This is a genomic window from Streptomyces sp. YIM 130001 (assembly GCF_003574445.1).
Classification (GTDB): domain Bacteria; phylum Actinomycetota; class Actinomycetes; order Streptomycetales; family Streptomycetaceae; genus Streptomyces.
Genome location: NZ_KZ984548.1, coordinates 433,384 through 450,787 on the forward strand (window position 1 = coordinate 433,384; position 17,404 = coordinate 450,787).

Annotated in this window: 18 protein-coding genes; 11 read left to right on the plus strand and 7 right to left on the minus strand. The window is 71.2% G+C overall.

The features are described from left to right. The first annotated feature begins 23 nt into the window (after nt 1-23). Nucleotides 24-908, plus strand: a complete 885-nt coding sequence (locus DSC45_RS02035) for a LysR substrate-binding domain-containing protein (protein ID WP_119286830.1) — start codon at nt 24-26, stop codon at nt 906-908. A gap of 162 nt (nt 909-1,070) precedes the next feature. Here DSC45_RS02035 and DSC45_RS02040 read toward each other — a convergent pair whose 3' ends face one another. After that, a complete protein-coding gene (locus DSC45_RS02040) occupies nt 1,071-1,829 on the minus strand; it encodes a DeoR/GlpR family DNA-binding transcription regulator (protein WP_119286832.1) in 759 nt (252 codons plus the stop codon). Between the two features lie 267 nt (nt 1,830-2,096). Between DSC45_RS02040 and DSC45_RS02045 the strand changes: the two genes are divergently transcribed. The 8 genes from DSC45_RS02045 (at nt 2,097) to DSC45_RS02080 (ending at nt 10,529) form a co-directional block, all read left to right on the plus strand. After that, nucleotides 2,097-2,909 (plus strand): endo alpha-1,4 polygalactosaminidase, encoded by an 813-nt coding sequence (locus DSC45_RS02045; RefSeq protein ID WP_119286413.1) that lies wholly within the window; start codon nt 2,097-2,099, stop codon nt 2,907-2,909. Between the two features lie 99 nt (nt 2,910-3,008). After that, entirely contained in the window at nt 3,009-4,328 is a 1,320-nt protein-coding gene (locus DSC45_RS02050) for an ABC transporter substrate-binding protein (RefSeq protein WP_119286415.1), read from the plus strand. 9 nt (nt 4,329-4,337) lie between these two features. Continuing rightward, entirely contained in the window at nt 4,338-5,303 is a 966-nt protein-coding gene (locus DSC45_RS02055) for a carbohydrate ABC transporter permease (RefSeq protein ID WP_119286417.1), read from the plus strand. Then, nucleotides 5,300-6,193, plus strand: a complete 894-nt coding sequence (locus tag DSC45_RS02060) for a carbohydrate ABC transporter permease (RefSeq protein ID WP_119286418.1) — start codon at nt 5,300-5,302, stop codon at nt 6,191-6,193. The genes DSC45_RS02055 and DSC45_RS02060 overlap by 4 nt, the downstream gene beginning before the upstream one ends. A gap of 88 nt (nt 6,194-6,281) precedes the next feature. Beyond that, nucleotides 6,282-7,232, plus strand: coding sequence for a carbohydrate kinase family protein (locus DSC45_RS02065; RefSeq protein WP_119286420.1), 951 nt, complete (start codon nt 6,282-6,284; stop codon nt 7,230-7,232). After that, complete coding sequence (locus DSC45_RS02070; protein WP_119286422.1) at nt 7,229-8,542, plus strand: alpha-glucosidase/alpha-galactosidase; 1,314 nt, start codon at nt 7,229-7,231, stop codon at nt 8,540-8,542. The genes DSC45_RS02065 and DSC45_RS02070 overlap by 4 nt, the downstream gene beginning before the upstream one ends. 63 nt (nt 8,543-8,605) lie before the next feature. Continuing rightward, nucleotides 8,606-9,580, plus strand: coding sequence for an SIS domain-containing protein (locus DSC45_RS02075; protein WP_119286424.1), 975 nt, complete (start codon nt 8,606-8,608; stop codon nt 9,578-9,580). A gap of 118 nt (nt 9,581-9,698) precedes the next feature. Continuing rightward, nucleotides 9,699-10,529: a class II fructose-bisphosphate aldolase gene (locus tag DSC45_RS02080; RefSeq protein ID WP_119286426.1), complete on the plus strand. Its 831-nt coding sequence runs from the start codon at nt 9,699-9,701 to the stop codon at nt 10,527-10,529. A gap of 74 nt (nt 10,530-10,603) precedes the next feature. On the opposite strand, the gene DSC45_RS02085 is transcribed toward DSC45_RS02080, so the two are convergent. Then, on the minus strand, nt 10,604-11,362 hold the full coding sequence (locus DSC45_RS02085) for an alpha/beta hydrolase (protein ID WP_119286427.1): 759 nt from the start codon (nt 11,360-11,362) through the stop codon (nt 10,604-10,606). Nucleotides 11,363-11,544: 182 nt separating this feature from the next. On the opposite strand from DSC45_RS02085, the gene DSC45_RS02090 reads away from it, so the two are divergent. Beyond that, nucleotides 11,545-12,699: an adenosine deaminase gene (locus DSC45_RS02090; RefSeq protein ID WP_119286429.1), complete on the plus strand. Its 1,155-nt coding sequence runs from the start codon at nt 11,545-11,547 to the stop codon at nt 12,697-12,699. A 371-nt stretch (nt 12,700-13,070) separates the two neighbouring features. Next, on the plus strand, nt 13,071-13,394 hold the full coding sequence (locus DSC45_RS02095) for an ATP-binding protein (RefSeq protein WP_119286431.1): 324 nt from the start codon (nt 13,071-13,073) through the stop codon (nt 13,392-13,394). A 112-nt stretch (nt 13,395-13,506) separates the two neighbouring features. Here DSC45_RS02095 and DSC45_RS02100 read toward each other — a convergent pair whose 3' ends face one another. The 5 genes from DSC45_RS02100 to afsQ1 all read right to left on the minus strand — a co-directional run bounded on the left by DSC45_RS02100 (nt 13,507) and on the right by afsQ1 (nt 17,317). Continuing rightward, the gene (locus DSC45_RS02100) at nt 13,507-13,716 is read right to left on the minus strand and encodes a PspC domain-containing protein (RefSeq protein WP_119286432.1); all 210 of its coding nucleotides are present in this window, start codon (nt 13,714-13,716) and stop codon (nt 13,507-13,509) included. Nucleotides 13,717-13,769: 53 nt separating this feature from the next. Beyond that, entirely contained in the window at nt 13,770-14,357 is a 588-nt protein-coding gene (locus DSC45_RS02105; RefSeq protein WP_119286434.1) for a VanZ family protein, read from the minus strand. A 124-nt stretch (nt 14,358-14,481) separates the two neighbouring features. After that, nucleotides 14,482-15,102 (minus strand): hypothetical protein, encoded by a 621-nt coding sequence (locus DSC45_RS02110; protein ID WP_240434330.1) that lies wholly within the window; start codon nt 15,100-15,102, stop codon nt 14,482-14,484. Continuing rightward, nucleotides 15,099-16,643, minus strand: a complete 1,545-nt coding sequence (locus DSC45_RS02115) for a sensor histidine kinase (protein ID WP_162929087.1) — start codon at nt 16,641-16,643, stop codon at nt 15,099-15,101. The genes DSC45_RS02110 and DSC45_RS02115 overlap by 4 nt, the downstream gene beginning before the upstream one ends. After that, nucleotides 16,640-17,317, minus strand: a complete 678-nt coding sequence (gene afsQ1, locus DSC45_RS02120) for a two-component system response regulator AfsQ1 (RefSeq protein ID WP_205571218.1) — start codon at nt 17,315-17,317, stop codon at nt 16,640-16,642. Before afsQ1 ends, DSC45_RS02115 begins: the two co-directional genes overlap by 4 nt. Nucleotides 17,318-17,404: the final 87 nt, after the last annotated feature.

A 17,404-nucleotide genomic window follows, 5' to 3' on the forward strand; every position in this document is an offset into this window, starting at 1 on the left:
TGGAACCGGAGGACTGGGCCGCGCTGCTCGCACCCCGCCTCGCGTACTTCGCCGCCGTCGCCCGCACCGAGCACGTCACCCGGGCCGCGCACGAGATGAACGTCCCGCAGTCCACCCTCTCCCGCGCCCTGGTCCGGCTCGAACAGGACCTGGGCGTCGACCTGTTCGCCCGCCACGGCCGCACCGTCTCGCTCACTCCGGCGGGCCGCACCTTCCAGGCCTCGGTGGAGCGCGCGCTCGCCGAGGTCGAACGGGCCGCCGAGGAGGTACGCGCCGACGCCGACCCGGCAGCGGGCAAGGTCGCCTTCGGCTTTCTGCACACCATGGGCTCGGAGACCGTGCCGGCGCTCATCCGCGCCTTCCGCGCCGACCACCCCCGGGTGCGCTTCACGCTGGTGCAGAACTACGGCGAGTGGATGATCGAACGACTGCGGTCGGGCGCCCTCGACCTCTGCCTCACCTCACCCGTGCCGGACGCCCCGGACCTGGTCGCACGGCGCCTCGACGAACAGCGGCTGCGTCTGGTCGTACCGGCCGACCACCGGCTGGCCGGCCGCAGGCGCATCCGTCTCGCGGAGGCCGCCGACGAAACCTTCGTGACCCTCGAACCGGGCTACGGCCTGCGCCGCATCACCGACGACCTCTGCGCCCAGGCCGGCTTCCGGCCGCGGATCGCCTTCGAGGGTGAGGAGACCGAGACGCTGCGCGGCCTGGTCGCCGCGGACCTCGGGGTGGCCCTGCTGCCCCCGCCCGCCTTCGCCCGGCCGGGCGTGGTGGAGCTGGCGGTCACGGCGCCGCGCGCGGTCCGCGAGATCGGGGTGGCATGGCTCGACGGCCACCCGGACACCCCACCGGTCGCCGCCTTCAAACGCTTCCTGCTCTCCCGGCGCGGTCATCTGCTGGCCTGACGGAGTACGGCACCTCCCGCCCGCTCGCCGTTCAAGTCCGTTGCGCACAGGTGGTGTTGATCCTCAGCGTCTCAGTGCCTGAGTGCCTGAGTGCCTGAGTGCCTGAGCGCGTGAGCGCCTGTTCGGCATGTGCGGCCCGGAGCATCGGGCGGGGCGGGTGTCTCACGCCACGGTGATCCCTACCCCGGCCGCGGCGATGGCGTCCAGTTCGGCCGCGGGGCCGCCGTCGTCGGTGACCAGGGTGTGTACGGCGGTCGCGGGGCAGATCTTGGCGAACGTCGCCCGGCCGAGTTTCGAGTGGTCGGCGACCACGACCGTCCTGCCGGTGTGCTGTACGAACGCACGGTCGGTGGCGGCTTCCAACTGGTCGTGGGTGGTGCAGCCGTGCGCCGCGCCGATGCCGTCCACGCCGAGGAAGGCGATGTCGGTGTGGTGGTCGGCCAGGGTCTTCTCGGCGATGGGGCCGATGAGTTCGTAGCTCTCCTTGTGTGCGGTTCCACCGATCACGATCAGCGTGACGTGCGGGTGCAGGACGAGAGCGGCGGCGATGTTCACGGCGTTGGTGACGATCGTGACGGGCCCGCGGTCGGCCAGCAGCCGGGCGACCTCGCTGGTGGTGCTCCCGCCGGTCAGGCCGACCACGGCGCCGGCCGGGACGAGGTCGGCCGCTGCCCGTGCGATGGCCTGCTTCTGTGGCGAGCGCTGGTCGACGCGGTGCTGCAGCGGCAGTTCGATGCCCAGCCCGCCGAGTACCGCGCCGCCGTGTGTGCGCTCGAGCAGGCGTCGCTCGCTGAGCTGCCTCAAGTCCCGGCGCACGGTGGCCTGTGAGACGCCGAGCAGCAGGGCGAGGCGGCTCACGTCCGCGCTGCCGTGCGCGGCGACGTGCTCGAGTATGCGCACGTGGCGGTCGTTTCTCAGCATGCGGCGAGCGTAACCGCGTACCGCCGCCGCGATCACCGAGTGAGCAGAAACCGCGCTCGGTTCTGCGCGGGTCGCGCATATCTCAGGCAAGTCCGATCCCTTGACATGTCCGAGAGCGCTCGCTTTACTCCCTGACACGTCGACGCCGAGCCGTCGGCGCAGAGGTACGCCCAGCCGGTAGTTGGCCTTCGCCATGAGCCCGGACTGAGTCGCCAGGGCCTTCCGTGTCCGAGGCGGGGACGTACCCTCCACATCTGGAGCTCTGCGATGAGCCTCACTCGTGTGCTGCGCAGGTGTACGACCGCGACCGTCGCCCTGGCCGCAGCGACCTGCCTTCTCGCGCCCGCGGCAGCCTCGGCCGGAACGGACGCGGTCACCCTGCCGCCCTCGCACGTCGGCTTCGACTACCAGATCGGCGGCGCGTACAGCCCGCCGTCAGGGGTGCAGGTCGTCAGCCGGGACCACGGTGCCGCACCGGCGTCCGGCCAGTACAACATCTGCTACATCAACGCCTTCCAGGCCCAGCCCGGCGCGGAGGGCGAGTGGGACGACGACCTGCTCCTGCGGGACGGCAACGGGGACGTGGTCTACGACGGGGACTGGGGCGAGGCGGTGCTCGACATCCGCACCGCGGACAAGCGCCGGCGGATCGCCGCCAAGGTGGGCGAGTGGATCAACTCGTGCGCGGACAAGGGATTCCAGGCCATCGAGCCGGACAACTACGACACGTTCACGCGCTTCCCCGAGTTCCTGACAGCGGACCAGGCCAAGGCCTTTGCCTCCCTGCTGTCCGGCCGTGCGCACGACCGAGGCCTGGCGATCGCCCAGAAGAACACCGCCGAACTGGCCGACGTGGGCAAGGAGACGGGACTGGACTTCGCGGTCGTCGAGGAGTGCGGCGCCAACGACGAGTGCGATGACTTCACCGCCGAGTACGGCGACAACGTGGTCGTCGTCGAGTACTCCGCCGACGGGCTGCGCACGGCCTGCACGACGTGGGGCGACGAGCTGAGCATCGTCCGCCGGGACGTCGACGTATCGCCGGAGGGAAGCAGCGGATACCTCCGCGAGACCTGCTGACCGCCGCCGCGGACGCTCCCCTCGAACGGGGCGCTGCGCCCGGGTCCTCGGCCGCACCGTCGTACTTCGTCCGTTGCGCATTTCCTCGTGGAGGTAGTGATGACTGCAGTACCCCGTGGGCCCGGGGCGCCCGCCCGCCGCAGCGTGCTGCGTGCCGCGGCGGGCGCGGCAGCCGGGGGAGCGGTGTCCGGGTGCGCCGGGGGAGCGGCCGACGGGGTGGCGGCGGACGGGACCGTCACCATCCAGGTCTGGCACGGGCAGACCGACACGGCCCTGAAGGTCGTCAAGAGCCTGGTCGCCGCGTTCCACCGCACCCACCCGGACATCCGCGTCGATCTGGGCGGCGGTGTCCTGGCGGACGCCATGCTGCAGAAGGCGACCGCGGCGCTCGCCTCGGGTGCGTACCCGGACGTGGCGTTCGTCTTCGGTTCGGACCTCGCCAGCGTCGCGCGCAGCCCGAAGGTCGTCGACCTGACGTCGTACGTTCGTGCCCGACGCACCCCGTGGGCCAGTTACTGGCCCTCCGCCCGCGCCGCGGTCACCATCAACGGCCAGGTCCGGGCGATGCCTGCCGTCGTCGACTGCCTGGCCATGGTCTGCAACAAGAAGGTCTTCGCCCGGGCCGGTGTCGAACTGCCCGAGCCCGGCTGGAGCTGGGACGACTTCACCGACCTCGCCCGCCGGCTGACCGACGCGGGCGAGGGCCGGTTCGGGACCGGATGGCCCGCGGCCGGTGACGAGGACACGGTATGGCGTCTGTGGCCCCTGATCTGGGGGCTGGGCGGCGAGGTGATCGCCGAGGACGGCAAGCACATCGGCTTCACGCAGGAGGGCGTACGGGCGCTGGAAGTCCTCCGCGGCCTGGTGCGCGACAAGAGCGTCTACGTCGACCCGAAACCGGCCGGCGAGCAGATGTACAAGGTGTTCCTGTCCGGGCGGATGGCCATGGTGCCGACCGGCCCCTGGCAACTGCCGGACATCCTGCAGGCGAAGCTCGATTACCACGTGGTACCGCTGCCCACCTTCGACGGCGATCCCGTGACGATCTCGGGGCCCGACACCTGGACGGTGTTCGACAACGGTGAGCACCGCGCCCGGGCGGCCCGCACCTTCGTCAGCTGGCTCACCAGCCCCGCCCAGGACAGCCGTTGGGACGTGGAGGCGGGCAGCCTGCCGCTGAGCCGGGGCAGCGAGGACAGCCCGGCGTGGCGCGAACACGCGACCCGTACGCGAGGGCTGTCCGTGTTCACCGAAGCCCTGGCCTCTGCGCGGGTGCGCCCCGTCCACCCCGCCTATCCGAGCATCTCGCTGGCCCTGGGCCAGGCGATCGTCTCCGTGCTGCTCGACCGTGCGAGCCCCCGAGCGGCCATCCGCGCCTGCGCCGAAGACGCCAACGCCGCTCTGCTGATCCCGCGTTGAGGGCCTGACATGCCCCGACTCCCCGCACCGCTGACGGTGCCGCCCGCCCGGTCCACCACCCGGTCCACCGCCCGTTCCCTGCGCCGACGCCGCCGCGGTGAGGCCGCCACTGCCTGGGCGTTCGTCTCACCGGCCGTCGTGGTCATCCTCGGCCTGAGTGTCGTCCCGGTCCTGTGGTCGCTGCTGCTGTCCTTCCGCGCCAGCGACCTCGTCACGCCCAGCCGCTGGGTCGGCATGGACAACTACCGTGCCCTGGCGCAGGATCCGCACTTCCACGAGGCCGTGCAGAACACGCTGATCTACACCTTTCTGTACGTTCCGCTGAGCATCGCTGCGGGCCTGGCGCTCGCCCTGGCCCTGAACCAGCGCATACGCTTCGTCGGCCTGTACCGCACGCTGTTCTTCGTGCCGTTCGTCGTCTCCGCCACGGCCCAGGGCGTGCTGTTCTCCTTCGTCCTCGACCCCGAGTTCGGCGCCGCCAACTCCCTGCTGCACCGCCTCGGCGTCTCGGCGCAGGGCTTCCTCACCGACCCGTCGCAGGCGCTGTACGTGCTGGTGGCCATCTCCCTGTGGAGCGGCACCGGCCTGTGCACCGTCGTCTACCTGGCCGCGCTGCAGGACGTACCGAAGGAACTGATCGAGGCCGCACGCCTGGACGGAGCCGAACGCCGGCACATCCTGCGCCACGTCACCCTGCCCACCCTCGTACCCGTCAGCGTCTTCCTGCTGCTGTGGCAGACCGTCCAGGCACTGCAGGCCTTCGACCTGGTGTACGTGACCACCAAGGGCGGGCCGCTCGGCTCCACCACGGTGATCGTCTACTTCATCTGGGAGCAGGCGTTCAAGAACTTCACCGCCGGATACGGCGCCGCCGCCGCATACGTCCTCGCTCTGGCGCTGCTCGTGCCGGCCGTGCTCCTGCGCGTCGTCCGCGGCCGCGAGCGCCGCCCCCGTACGGAAGCGGCCGCCTCATGACCACGACCACCACCCCGCCCGAGACCGGCCACCAGCACACGGCCGCGGCCTCGGCCGCAACCGGCCGCCGTGGCCTGCGCCTGCCCTTCAACGCCTCGCATCTGTTCCTCGCACCGCTCGCCGGGCTGTTCGCACTGCCGCTGCTGTGGCTGCTGGCCAGTTCGGTGATGAGCGACGCCCAGTTCAACCGGTTCCCGCCCGCACTGGTGCCCTCCGGCATCGACCTCAGCGGCTACCGCTACGTGCTCGGCAACGGCATGTTCCCGCGCTGGCTGCTCAACTCGATGATCGTCTCGGCGGTCGCGGTCGCCTCGAATCTCGTGTTCGGCGCGCTCGGCGGCTACGCCTTCGCCCGGATGCGGTTCGGCGGTTCGCGGGTGCTCCTGGTGCTGATGCTGGCGACCATGGCGGTGCCGTTCCAGCTGACCATGATCCCCACGTTCCTGGTCATGAAGAATCTCGGCCTCATCGACACGCTCGGCGCGCTCATCGTGCCGTCCCTGGTGACGCCGTTCGCGGTGTTCCTGCTGCGGCAGTTCTTCCTCTCCCTGCCACGGGAGTTGGAGGAGGCCGCGTGGATCGACGGCTGCTCCCGGCTGCGGGTGCTGTGGGCGATCGTGCTCCCGCTGGCCCGACCCGCGCTCGCCACCGTCGCCGTGCTGACATTCCTGACCACCTGGAACGACCTGACCTGGCCGCTGATCGCGATCAACCACGACACCCAGTACACGCTGCAACTGGGGCTGACCACCTTCCAAGGAACCCACCACACCCGCTGGTCCGCGGTGATGGCGGGCAACGTGATCACCGTGCTGCCGGTGATGCTCGCGTTCCTCGCCGCGCAGAAGACCTTCATACGGTCCCTCACCGCCACCGGCCTCAAGGGCTGAGGGCCCCACCGGCGCTCCGCACACGCCCGCCCGCGGCCTTCCCTCCCGGCCGGCTCCACGCCTTCCCGTACGACCTCGAGGACATGTGATGCCCCACCGGTACGACCTGCTCGTCATCGGCGACGCCAACCCCGACGTGATTCTGGGCCCCTTGACCGCGCCACTCGCCTTCGGCCAGCGCGAACAACTCGTCGAGGCCGGCGCACTCACCCTCGGCGGCTCCGCCGCGATCATGGCCTGCGGAGCCGCACGGCTCGGGCTGGAGGTGGCCTTCGCGGGCCGTGTCGGCAACGACGATGCCGGGCACTACATCCGCACCACCCTGGCCGGCCACGGCATCGACACCCGCGCCCTGCACATCGACCCGGCGCTGCCCACCCCGCTGACCGTCGTCCTCACCCAGGAAGACGACCGCGCCGTCCTCACCTCGCCCGGCACCCTCACCGCGACCAGCGGCTCGGACGTCCCCGACGACCTGCTCGCGACGACCCGGCATGTGCACAGCGCCTCGTACTTCCTGCAACCACGGCTCGCGGCCGACCTCCCGCAGCTGCTGCGGACCGCTCGCGAGCACGGCGCGACCACGTCCCTTGACACCCAGGACGACCCTGCCGGCGCATGGACCGGACTCGACGGCGTCCTCTCCCACACCGACATCCTGCTGCCCAACGCCGCGGAAGCCCGCCAGTTGGCCGGACCGCGCGCACAAACCCCCGCACAGGCGGCCGAACTGCTCGCTGCACGCGGCCCGTTGGCCGTGGTCAAGAACGGGGCGGACGGCGCGCTGTGCCACGACGGCCGGCAGCTGCTGAGCGTTCCCGGCCTGCCCGTCACGCCCCGGGACACCGTCGGGGCCGGCGACAGCTTCGACGCCGGCTTCATCGCCGCCACCCTGGCCGGCCAACCCCCTCACGAAGCCCTGCAGTTCGCCGTCACCTGCGGCGCCCTGTCCACCCGGGCACACGGCGGCACGGCCGCCCAGCCCACCTGGAACCAAGCCCTCGCCCACACCACCCGTACCGGAGCACCCACCTCATGACCCACCCCAAGATCGCCTTCATGGGGGCAGGCAGCGTCGTCTTCACCCAGGGCCTGCTCGCCGACCTGTTCGCCTTCGCCGAGCTGACCGGCGCCCACATCGCCCTGCACGACATCGATCCCGAACGCCTGGGCACCGCACAGGCGGCGGCGACCTACATCGCCCAGCGGCGCGGGGCGGAACACGCGACGATCACCGCGCACGCCGAGCGTCGCGCGGCGCTGGCCGGAGCCGACTTCGTCATCAACATCGTGCAGATCGGCATGGACGACGCCACCCGTACCGACTTCGAGGTGCCCGCCCGCTACGGGCTGAGGCAGACGATCGGGGACACGCTCGGCGTCGGCGGCATCTTCCGCGCCCTGCGCACGTTCCCGTTCCTGCGCGACCTCGGCCGCGACATGAGCGAGGTCTGCCCGGACGCCTGGCTGCTCAACTACACCAACCCCATGGCCATGAACGTCCAGTACCTCACCGCGGCCACCGGCCTCACCAAGGTCGTGGGCCTGTGCCACTCCGTGTACTGGACGATGCGGGACCTGGCCAAGCTGGTGAACGTTCCGTACGAGGAGATCACCTACCGGGCCGCGGGCGTCAACCACCAGGCGTGGGTGCTCCGCTTCGAGCACCAGGGCCGCGACCTGTACTCCGCACTGGATGAACTGATCGCGTCCGACGAGCAGTTGCGGCGCCGGGTGCGCGTGGACATGTACCGGCGCCTCGGGTACTACCCGACGGAGACCAGCGAGCACTCCAGCGAGTACGTGCCCTGGTATCTGCACCACGACAGCGAGGTCGAGCGACTGCGGCTGCCGATCGGCGCCTACCTCGGCATCGTCGAGGAGAACGCCGCGGAGTACCGGCACACGCGGCAGGCCCTGGCCGCGGGGGAGGCCCTGGCGGTCGAGGGCACCATGGAATACGCCCCGCAGATCATCCACAGCACCGTGACCGGCACTCCACGCACCGTCTACGGCAATGTCCCCAACCGCGGCCTGATCGACAACCTGCCCGCACACGGCGTGGTCGAAGTGCCGTGCCTGGTCGACGACTCGGGCATCCGGCCCACCCGCGTCGGAGCCCTGCCGCCCCAGTTGGCCGCGCTCAACCGTACCTACCTCAGCATGAACGACCTGGTGGTCCGCGCCGCCGTCGAGGACGCGCCACGCCACATCAGGCACGCGGCCATGATCGACCCGGCCACCGCCGCAGCCCTGCCCGTCGAGCGCATCTGGCAGCTGTGCGACGACATGGTTCAGGCCCACGGCGAGCGACTCCAGCCGGGCCTGCGCGCACTGCTGGGCAGCTGACCGACGAGCCCACCCTCCCGACGCAGCTCGTACACGCCCTCACGGAAAGCCGCGAACACCACCATGCCCAAGCACGACACCACGCCCCCGCACGACACCACGCCTCCGCACGACCCCGTGCCGCAGAACGCCGCCGTCCGGCAGCACGCCGCTCTGCCGCGGACGAGCCAGGAGATCGCCACGCAGCCGCAGAGCTGGCAGCGGGCGCTAGGTGAACTGCCCGAACACCTCCCGGCGCTGCCCGCCAAGGGGGAGCGGGTCGCCGTCATCGGCTGTGGCACCTCCCTGTTCATGGCCCAGGCCTACGCACAGCTGCGCGAGGCCACCGGACAGGGGCCGACCGACGCGTTCGCCGCCTCGGCGGCCCCGCTGCACCGCCCCTACGACCGGATCCTCGCCCTGACCCGTTCGGGCACCACGACCGAGATCCTCAGCGCGATCGAGGCGGCCCGGCCGGCCGCCCGCGTCACCACCATCACGGCCGTGCCCGACTCGCCCGCGGCCCGAGCGGCCCACGATGTGGTCGGTCTCGACTGGGCCGACGAGCAGTCCGTCGTCCAGACCCGCTATCCGACGACCCAACTCGTGCTGCTCATGGCCCACTTGGGGCAGGACCTCGACCAGGCGCTGGCCGACGTACCCCGTGCGCTGGATACCCCGCTGGAGTTGTTCCCCGACCTGGTGACGGCACAGCAGATCACCTTCCTCGGCGCGGACTGGCACACCGGCCTGGCTCACGAGGCAGCGCTGAAGGTACGGGAAGCGGCCGCCCATTGGACCGAGTCGTATGCGGTGATGGAGTACCGCCACGGCCCCATCGCCGTGGCGGGCCCCGGGCGGTCGGTGTGGAGCCTGTCCCCCCTGCCCTCGGCGTTGGCCGAGCAGATCGAGGCCACCGGGGCTCGACTTCGCCGGCCGCAGTGGCACCCGCTCGCCGAGCTCGTCCTCGCCCAACGCCTCGCGGTACGCCTGAGCGAGGCCGCGGGACGCGACCCCGACCGGCCCGCCCACCTGACCCGATCGGTGGTCCTCACCTGACCGGCCGCCGCCCCGTGCGGGGCGGCGTCGACCGCGCAGGCCGGGCCCGCACGGCGGACGCCTGCGACCGCTCACCCGTCCGAGCCCGACCACCGATCCTCGCACCCGAAAGTGCACCATGCCTTTGACCAGCCCGTACGAACTGCTCCCGACCGGGAAGGGCGCGGTCGGCGCCTTCAACATCGCCCTCATCGAGCAGTTGGAAGCAGTCCTGGCCGGAGCCGAACAGGCCCGGCTGCCCGTCATCGTGCAGATCAGCGAGAACGCCGTCGCCCATCACGGCGCCCTGGCCCCGCTCGCCGCGGCGGCCCGCACCGCCATCGCGAGTGCGGCCGTGCCCGCTGTCCTGCACCTCGACCACGCCGTCCGGCCCGAACTCGTCGACGACGCCGTCGCCCTCGGCTTCACCTCCGTGATGTACGACGGTGCCCATCTGCCGTGGCACGAGAACGTCGCCCGTACCCGCGAGATCGCCCGTCGCTGCCGGCGGCAGGGTGTTTTCGTCGAAGCGGAACTCGGCGAGATCGGCGGCAAGAACGGTGCGCACGCCCCGGGGGTCCGCACCGACCCGCACGAGGCGGCCCGCTTCGTGGCGGAGACCGGAGTGGACGCCCTCGCCGTCGCCGTGGGCACCAGTCACCACATGACCGAACGCAGTGCCCGTATCGACCTCGGACTGGTCGACGCCCTGCGCGCCGCCGTACCCGTCCCGCTCGTCCTGCACGGTTCCTCCGGCGCGGACGATGCGATGCTGGCGGCGGCGGCCGCTGCGGGCATCCGGAAGATCAATATCTCGACGCATCTCAACGCGGTCTTCACCGGAGCCGTGCGCACCGTCCTCGACACCGGTCCGGGCATCGTCGATCCCAGGCGCTATGTGAGCCGTGGACGGCAGGCGATGGCCGCCGAGGTCGCCCGCTTGCTGACGCTGTTCTCCGGGCGCCGCTGAGCGGTTCGACACCTGCGGCTCCGAGCGGTTCGGTACCTGCCGCCCTCCCCCTCGGCACCGCAGCGCTTCCGCCCTCAGCGCCGCAGCGACCGCCCGAACCCCGAGGCGAGCGGCATTCGCAGCCCGAGCGGTGGAGGAGCGGCGAAGGCGTCCGCCAGGGGTCGCGCGAAGGACCGGTCGTACAGCGAGCCGATGACGAAGTCCGCGGCCAGCGCGAAGACTTCGTGCCGGTGCTGATGCAGCGCGTGCCCGTCCGAGTGCACCTCGAACCGGCAGGCGTCCCGATTGGTCTTCTTCACCCGCTCGGTGAAACGGAACGACAGTTCCGGGTCGGTCCGCTCGTCGTTCGTCCCGTGCACGACCAGAACGCGGCGGCCGCCGAGCTGTTTCACCGGTTCGGGTTCGGCGGCCATGTCGTCCTCGGGCAGCCAAGGGGCGAGCGCGAGAACCGAGTTGACGGCCACGTGCCCCCCGGAGTGGAGCGCCGCACGCCCGCCCATGCCGATACCGGCCAGGCAGACCGGCACGTCGCCGTACCGCCGCACCACCTCGTCCGCCGCCCAGGTCGCGTCCTTGGCGGGGCGGGCGTCGGGGCCGTTCCAGCCGCGCTCGCCGTGCCGCACCACGTGCGCCACCAGGCCTTCGTCCTTGCCGGCCTTGACCAGGGACCGGCCGAGCGCGCGGACCGTCGCGAGGGCCAGCGGTGAGGTGCGGCGTGTGGAGTTCTCCTCGCCCCCGGGGAGCAGCAGCACCACACCGCTCACGGATGTCGATTCGGCCCCGAGGGCCCGGCCAAGTCGGGCGCCACGTACGGGCGTCGCTTGCTGTGGCATAGCTCAACACTGTCAGAAGCCCAGGTGTACGGAACCCTGCCGTGCGGTCACTGTTACGCATCGTCCTGCACTCCGTGCCACGGCGACGACGGTCCGGGCGGAGAACGGCGGCCCGGTGCCGCACACCAGGGAGGTCTGAAAGAAGACGGGAGTTCTACGCGCGTAGGCGGTAGAGTGCGGCAATGACGAGCCAGACCACTCCCGCCGTGACCTTGGAGCAGATCCGCCGAGCGCCCAAGGCACTCCTGCACGACCACCTCGACGGCGGTCTCCGCCCCGGCACCATCGTCGACCTCGCCCGCGAGAACGGGTACGGCGGCCTCCCGGAGACAGAGCCCGACAAGCTCGGCACCTGGTTCCGCGAGGCCGCGGACTCCGGCTCCCTGGAGCGCTACCTGGAGACCTTCTCGCACACCTGCGCCGTCATGCAGACCAGGGACGCCCTGGTCAGGGTCGCAGCGGAGTGCGCGGAGGACCTGGCCGAGGACGGCGTCGTCTACGCCGAGATCCGGTACGCGCCCGAGCAGCACCTCGAGGGCGGCCTCACCCTGGAAGAGGTCGTCGAAGCCGTCGACGAGGGCTTCCGCGAAGGCGAGCGCCGGGCCCGTGAGAACGGCCACCGGATCCGCGTCGGCGCCCTGCTCACCGCCATGCGGCACGCGGCCCGCGCCCTGGAGATCGCCGAACTCGCCAACCGCTACCGCGATCACGGCGTCGTCGGCTTCGACATCGCGGGCGCCGAGGCGGGCTTCCCGCCCACCCGCCACCTGGACGCCTTCGAGTACCTGAAGCGCGAGAACAACCACTTCACCATCCACGCCGGCGAGGCCTTCGGCCTGCCGTCGATCTGGCAGGCCCTGCAGTGGTGCGGCGCCGACCGGCTCGGCCACGGCGTGCGCATCATCGACGACATCGAGGTCGCCGAGGACGGCACGGTCCAACTCGGCCGCCTCGCCTCGTACGTACGCGACAAGCGCATCCCGCTCGAGCTGTGCCCGACGTCCAACCTGCAGACCGGCGCGGCCGATTCGTACGCCGGACACCCGATCGGACTGCTGCGCAAGCTGCACTTCCGCGCCACCGTGAACACGGACAACCGGCTGATGTCCGGGACCAGCATGAGCCAGGAGTTCCAGCGCCTCGTCGAGACTTTCGGCTACAGCCTCGACGACATGCAGTGGTTCACGGTCAACGCGATGAAGTCGGCCTTCATCCCGTTCGACGAGCGCCTGGCGATGATCAACGACGTGATCAAGCCCGGGTACGCCGAGCTCAAGTCCGAGTGGCTCTTCCGCCAGACCGCCTCCGGCGGCGACCTCGCCGAGAGCTCCGCCTGACGTCCGACGCCCCGCTTCTCGCGGCCCGATGCCCCCGCTCCGGCGGGGGCATCGGCCGTTCAGGTGCCCCCTCGCGCGGATGTTCCCCGTCGATCCGTCAAGGCCGGGCCCGGAGCGTTCATTCGTTGAAGTGAACGCCCCGTCCGTGACGGTCTGTGGATCATGCGGCACCCCTTCGACGACGTACTGCGGCAGTCCGCCGCCCGTGGGGCCGTGACCTGCTGTTTTGCGTCGATGTCCGGTCCGTGGCAGTGAAAATCACACCGCTGCGAAGATCGAATACGGGCCGCGTTTCGGTGTTTGCGACCGCGCTTCACGGATGGCTAGCTTGCGGGACCGCTCTTCAACCCCCTCACAAGGACGTACTCCCCATGAAGCAGACTGCCGTCAAGTCCCTCGGTGTCGCCGCTCTCGGTGCCGCTTTCGCCGTTGCCGCCGGTGGTGCCGCCTCGGCAGCGCCCGCCCTGCCCGACGCGACGGGGGCCCTCGACACGGTGACCTCGACCCTGCCCGTCGAGTCCGCCGCGCAGCTCCTGCCGGCCGGTGGCTCCGAGGCCCTCGCCGCGAGCGAGATGGCCGTCGGCCAGGCCGCTCCGGCTCTCGACCAGGCCACCTCGGGCCTGCCCACCGACGCCGCCGGCCCGGTCGGCGGCCTGCTCGGCGGTCTCCCGACGGACGGCCTGCCGCTCGGCTGACCCGTCCCCGCGAGACAGCAGGAGGCCGACCCGGCCAGGTGCCGGGTCGGCCTCTTCGTACGTCTGCGGCTGCGTCCGCGTCCGCGCTCGGACGTGGCGCGTCACGCCGGGGTCACCAGGCGGAGGCGTTCGCCCGAGCGGACTTCTCGGACGGCAGCAGCACCCACATCGCGATGTAGAGCAGGAACTGCGGGCCGGGCAGCAGACAGGACACCAGGAAGATCACGCGCATCGTGCTCGCGGAGGTGCCGAAGCGCCGTGCCAGCGCTGCGCACACTCCGCCGATCATCCGTCCGTCAGTGGGGCGGGCAAGGGCGGTCATGGTGGCTCCTTCGCGAACCTCGGTGGGGCACTCTCGACGTTGCCCCGATGTCTTCAACCGTACGAGCGCGAAGCCGGCAGAACGTCGGACTGGGGGGCGATCCCGACCCTGGGAATCGTCGGGGTCGATCCCTGAGGGGGCTCGTCCCGAGGGAGGGGGAGCACCGCGACCGTCTCGCCCCTGCGTCGGAGCCGGGCGCGCATCGCCGGTACGAAGGAGAGGTGGACGATCGCCACCCCGGCCGTGTTGAGGAACATCGAGTCCACGTCCACGACCTGACCCGGCACCCCGGTCTGCAGCAACTCGATCGTCAGGGACATCAGAGCGGCCGCGGCCACCGTCCGCATCAGCGAGGTGAGCCGCGAGGCGTGCAGCCGGCCGCCGACCAGTGGCAGGAGTACCCCGAGCGGGGCGAGCAGCAGCATGCTCTCGCCGATCCGGCGTGCGGCCTCGGCAGGTCCGAGGGCCAGATCGGCGCGGATCCCGGCGAACGGCTGGAGATTGGCGGCACTGACCCACGGCACGTCGAGCGGCCGCAGCGTGATCCAGCCGACGACCAGAAGATGCACGGCGAGGACGACGATTCCTGCCGCGCGAACGTGGACCGCGGCACTTCCGCCGCCCGAGCCTTGACGCTGCACGACCCCCAAGACGCGAGCATCGGCAGGATCGGTTCCGCAAGCTTGCCCCGAAATCGCCAGTGCCGCGTATGTCACTCCAGTGCGCCCGCAAGACCGCCTGGGCGCGCCTTTCCCGGCGGCCCGATCAGCCCACGGTCTCCGCCGGAGGACCCGATTCCCCGGGCCGCGAGCGGGTCTCGTCCGCGCACTCGTAACGTCGCGGCTCAACGGCACCCGGACCACCGAGCACCGCGCTGCGACCGCCCTCGCCCGCCTCGGACTGCGCGAGCGTACAGACCAGCTGAGCCAGCGCGTACGGGGTGAGGCCGGCGGGGTCCGCGCTCAGGCGCAGCGTCGCCCGCGGGTCGCCGGCCTTCGGCCCGGCCACGGTGATCGGCCCGCGCACGTCCGTGGTGAAGCCGGACTGGCCCTCGACCGGGGACGGCGGCTCCTGCAGTTCGTCGACGAGGGCCTGGGCCACCCGTACACGGTCGCTCGCGCCGGCGTCGTCCTTGAGCTGTACGGTCCGGTCCACGGCCACCAGCTGCGAGCTGCAGATCAAGAACACCTGTACCGGAATCCCGGCCGACGCCTGGGTGCCGACCTCCGGGGCCGACGCCGCGCACGGCACCCGTGAGGGCGCGGGCCCGAAGTCCGTCGGCACCTCCGTCGGCCGGATCCCGCAGCCGGCCAGCGTCGCGCAGCACAGCACCCCGAACAGGGCGGAACGCAGCGGCACTCGCCGTACCGAGTCACGCAGTCTCATGCCGAGCCCTCCGTGGACTCCGGGGACTCGTCGGGCTGATCCACCATGTGCGAGGCGTCGCGAGGCAGTCGCAGCGTGAACACGGCGCCGCCCTCCGCGAGGTTCGCGGCGGTGATCTCGCCACCGTGGATATGTGCGTTCTCCAGGGCGATCGACAGGCCGAGCCCGCTGCCCTCGGAACGCGGCCGGGACGCGCTCGCCTTGTAGAACCGGTCGAACACGTGCGGCAGGACCTCCTCGGGAATGCCGGGCCCGTGGTCGCGTACCCGGATCAGCAGATCGTCGCCCTCGAGCCGCACCTGGACGCGGACCGGGGAGCCGCCGTGCTTGAGGGCGTTGCCGATCAGGTTGGCGAGGACGACGTCGAGGCGGCGCGGGTCGAGCCGGGCGGTGATCCCGCGCTCGGCGTCCAGGTCCACGGCGTCCAGCCAGGCACGGGTGTCGATGCAGGCGGTGATCTGGTCGGCGATGTCCACGTCGTCGAGGACGAGCCGTGCGGTGCCCGCGTCGAAGCGGGTCACCTCCATCAGGTTCTCCACCAGGTCGTTGAGCCGGCGGGTCTCGCTGACCACCAGCCGTACGGCGGGCTCGATCATCGGGTCGAGGCTGTCCGCCTCCTCCTCGAGCACCTCCGAGACGGCCGTGATCGCGGTCAGCGGCGTCCGCAGCTCGTGCGACATGTCGGCGACGAAACGGCGGCTGGACTCCTCGCGGGCACTCATGTCCGCGACCTTCTTCTCCAGGTTCTCCGCCGTGCGGTTGAACGTCCTGGAGAGCTCGGCCAGTTCATCGGTTCCGGACACTCGCAGGCGCGTGTTCAGCTTGCCCTCGCCGAGCCGGCGCGCGGCCACCCCGAGCCGGTGCACCGGCTTCAGTACGGTCGTCGCCGCGGCCTGCGCGAGCAGCGCCGCCCCGATCAGGGCCAGGCCCGTGGCGATGCCCAACGACCAGGCGAGCGACCCGAGATCCTCGGCCTCCGGCTCGAGCGACTTGAGCATGTAGCCGGTCGGCCCGTCGCCCATCACCCGCGTACCGCCCACCAGATAGGGCGTCCCGTCGGCCGTCTTGCGCTGCCAGAAGAGGTGGTACTCGTCCTTGTTGCCCTTCTCCAGCGGCCGCTTCTCGTTCACGGCCTTCTGCAGCGACTTCGGCACGTCGGTGAGCGTGAAGCTGTCCAGGTCGGAATTGCCGACGACCGTCTTGCCGTTCGGGTCCTCGCCCATGAGCAGCACGCTGTAGCGCTGGCTGCTCTGCGACATACGGACGGCGGCAGCCTCGAGGTCGTCCTGGGTGGGCTCGGGAGGCAGCGAACCGGCCCGGTTCTGCATCTCCTCCTCGAAGTCGTTCAGCGCCGCGTCCTGCGTACGCGTGAGCACGGCCTCGCGGTTGAGCCAGTACGCGATCCCGGACGCGGACACCGCGGCGGTGAGGGCGACCAGGCCGAACACCACGACGAGGCGCAGCCGGAGACTGGTGAAGCGCAGTCCGGCGAGCACCTTCCGGCTCCAGACCCGCCGCTTGCCGTCGGACGCCTTGGTCACTGAGGCGTGTCCAGCCGGTAGCCCACTCCGCGCACGGTCCTGATCAGGGTCGGCGAGGACGGTACGTCCTCCACCTTGGCGCGCAGCCGCTGCACACAGGCGTCCACCAGGCGCGAGTCACCGAGGTAGTCGTGCTCCCAGACCAGCCGGAGCAACTGCTGCCGGGACAGGGCCTGTCCGGGCCGGCGGCTCAGTTCGAGCAGCAGGCGCAGCTCGGTCGGCGTGAGCTGCAGGTCCTCGCCGTCCTTGGTGACGGTCATGGCGGAGCGGTCGATCACCAGGGAACCGAACACCGCGGCGTCGTTCGCCTCGCGCTCGCCGCGGCGCAGCACCGCCCGGATCCGGGCGTCGAGCACCCGGCCCTGGACGGGTTTCACGACATAGTCGTCGGCGCCGGACTCCAGGCCCACCACCACGTCGATGTCGTCGTTGCGCGCGGTGAGCAGGATGATGGGCAGTTGGTCGGTGCGCCGGATGCGCCGGCACACCTCGAACCCATCGATCCCGGGCAGCATCACGTCGAGCACGATCAGGTCGGGGCGCTGCTCGCGCAGTAGCTTCAGACCGTCCTCTCCAGTGGCGGCTGTGGCCACACGATGCCCCTGGCGCGTCAGCGACAGCTCCAGGGCCGTGCGGATGGCGTCGTCGTCCTCGATCAGCAACAGGGAAGGCACAGAGGTCATTCTGGCCCATGGGGCGGTGGGGTTTCGACAGTTGGAGCGCTCCCACCCTTCTCCTCCACAGCAGAAGCCCCTGTGACA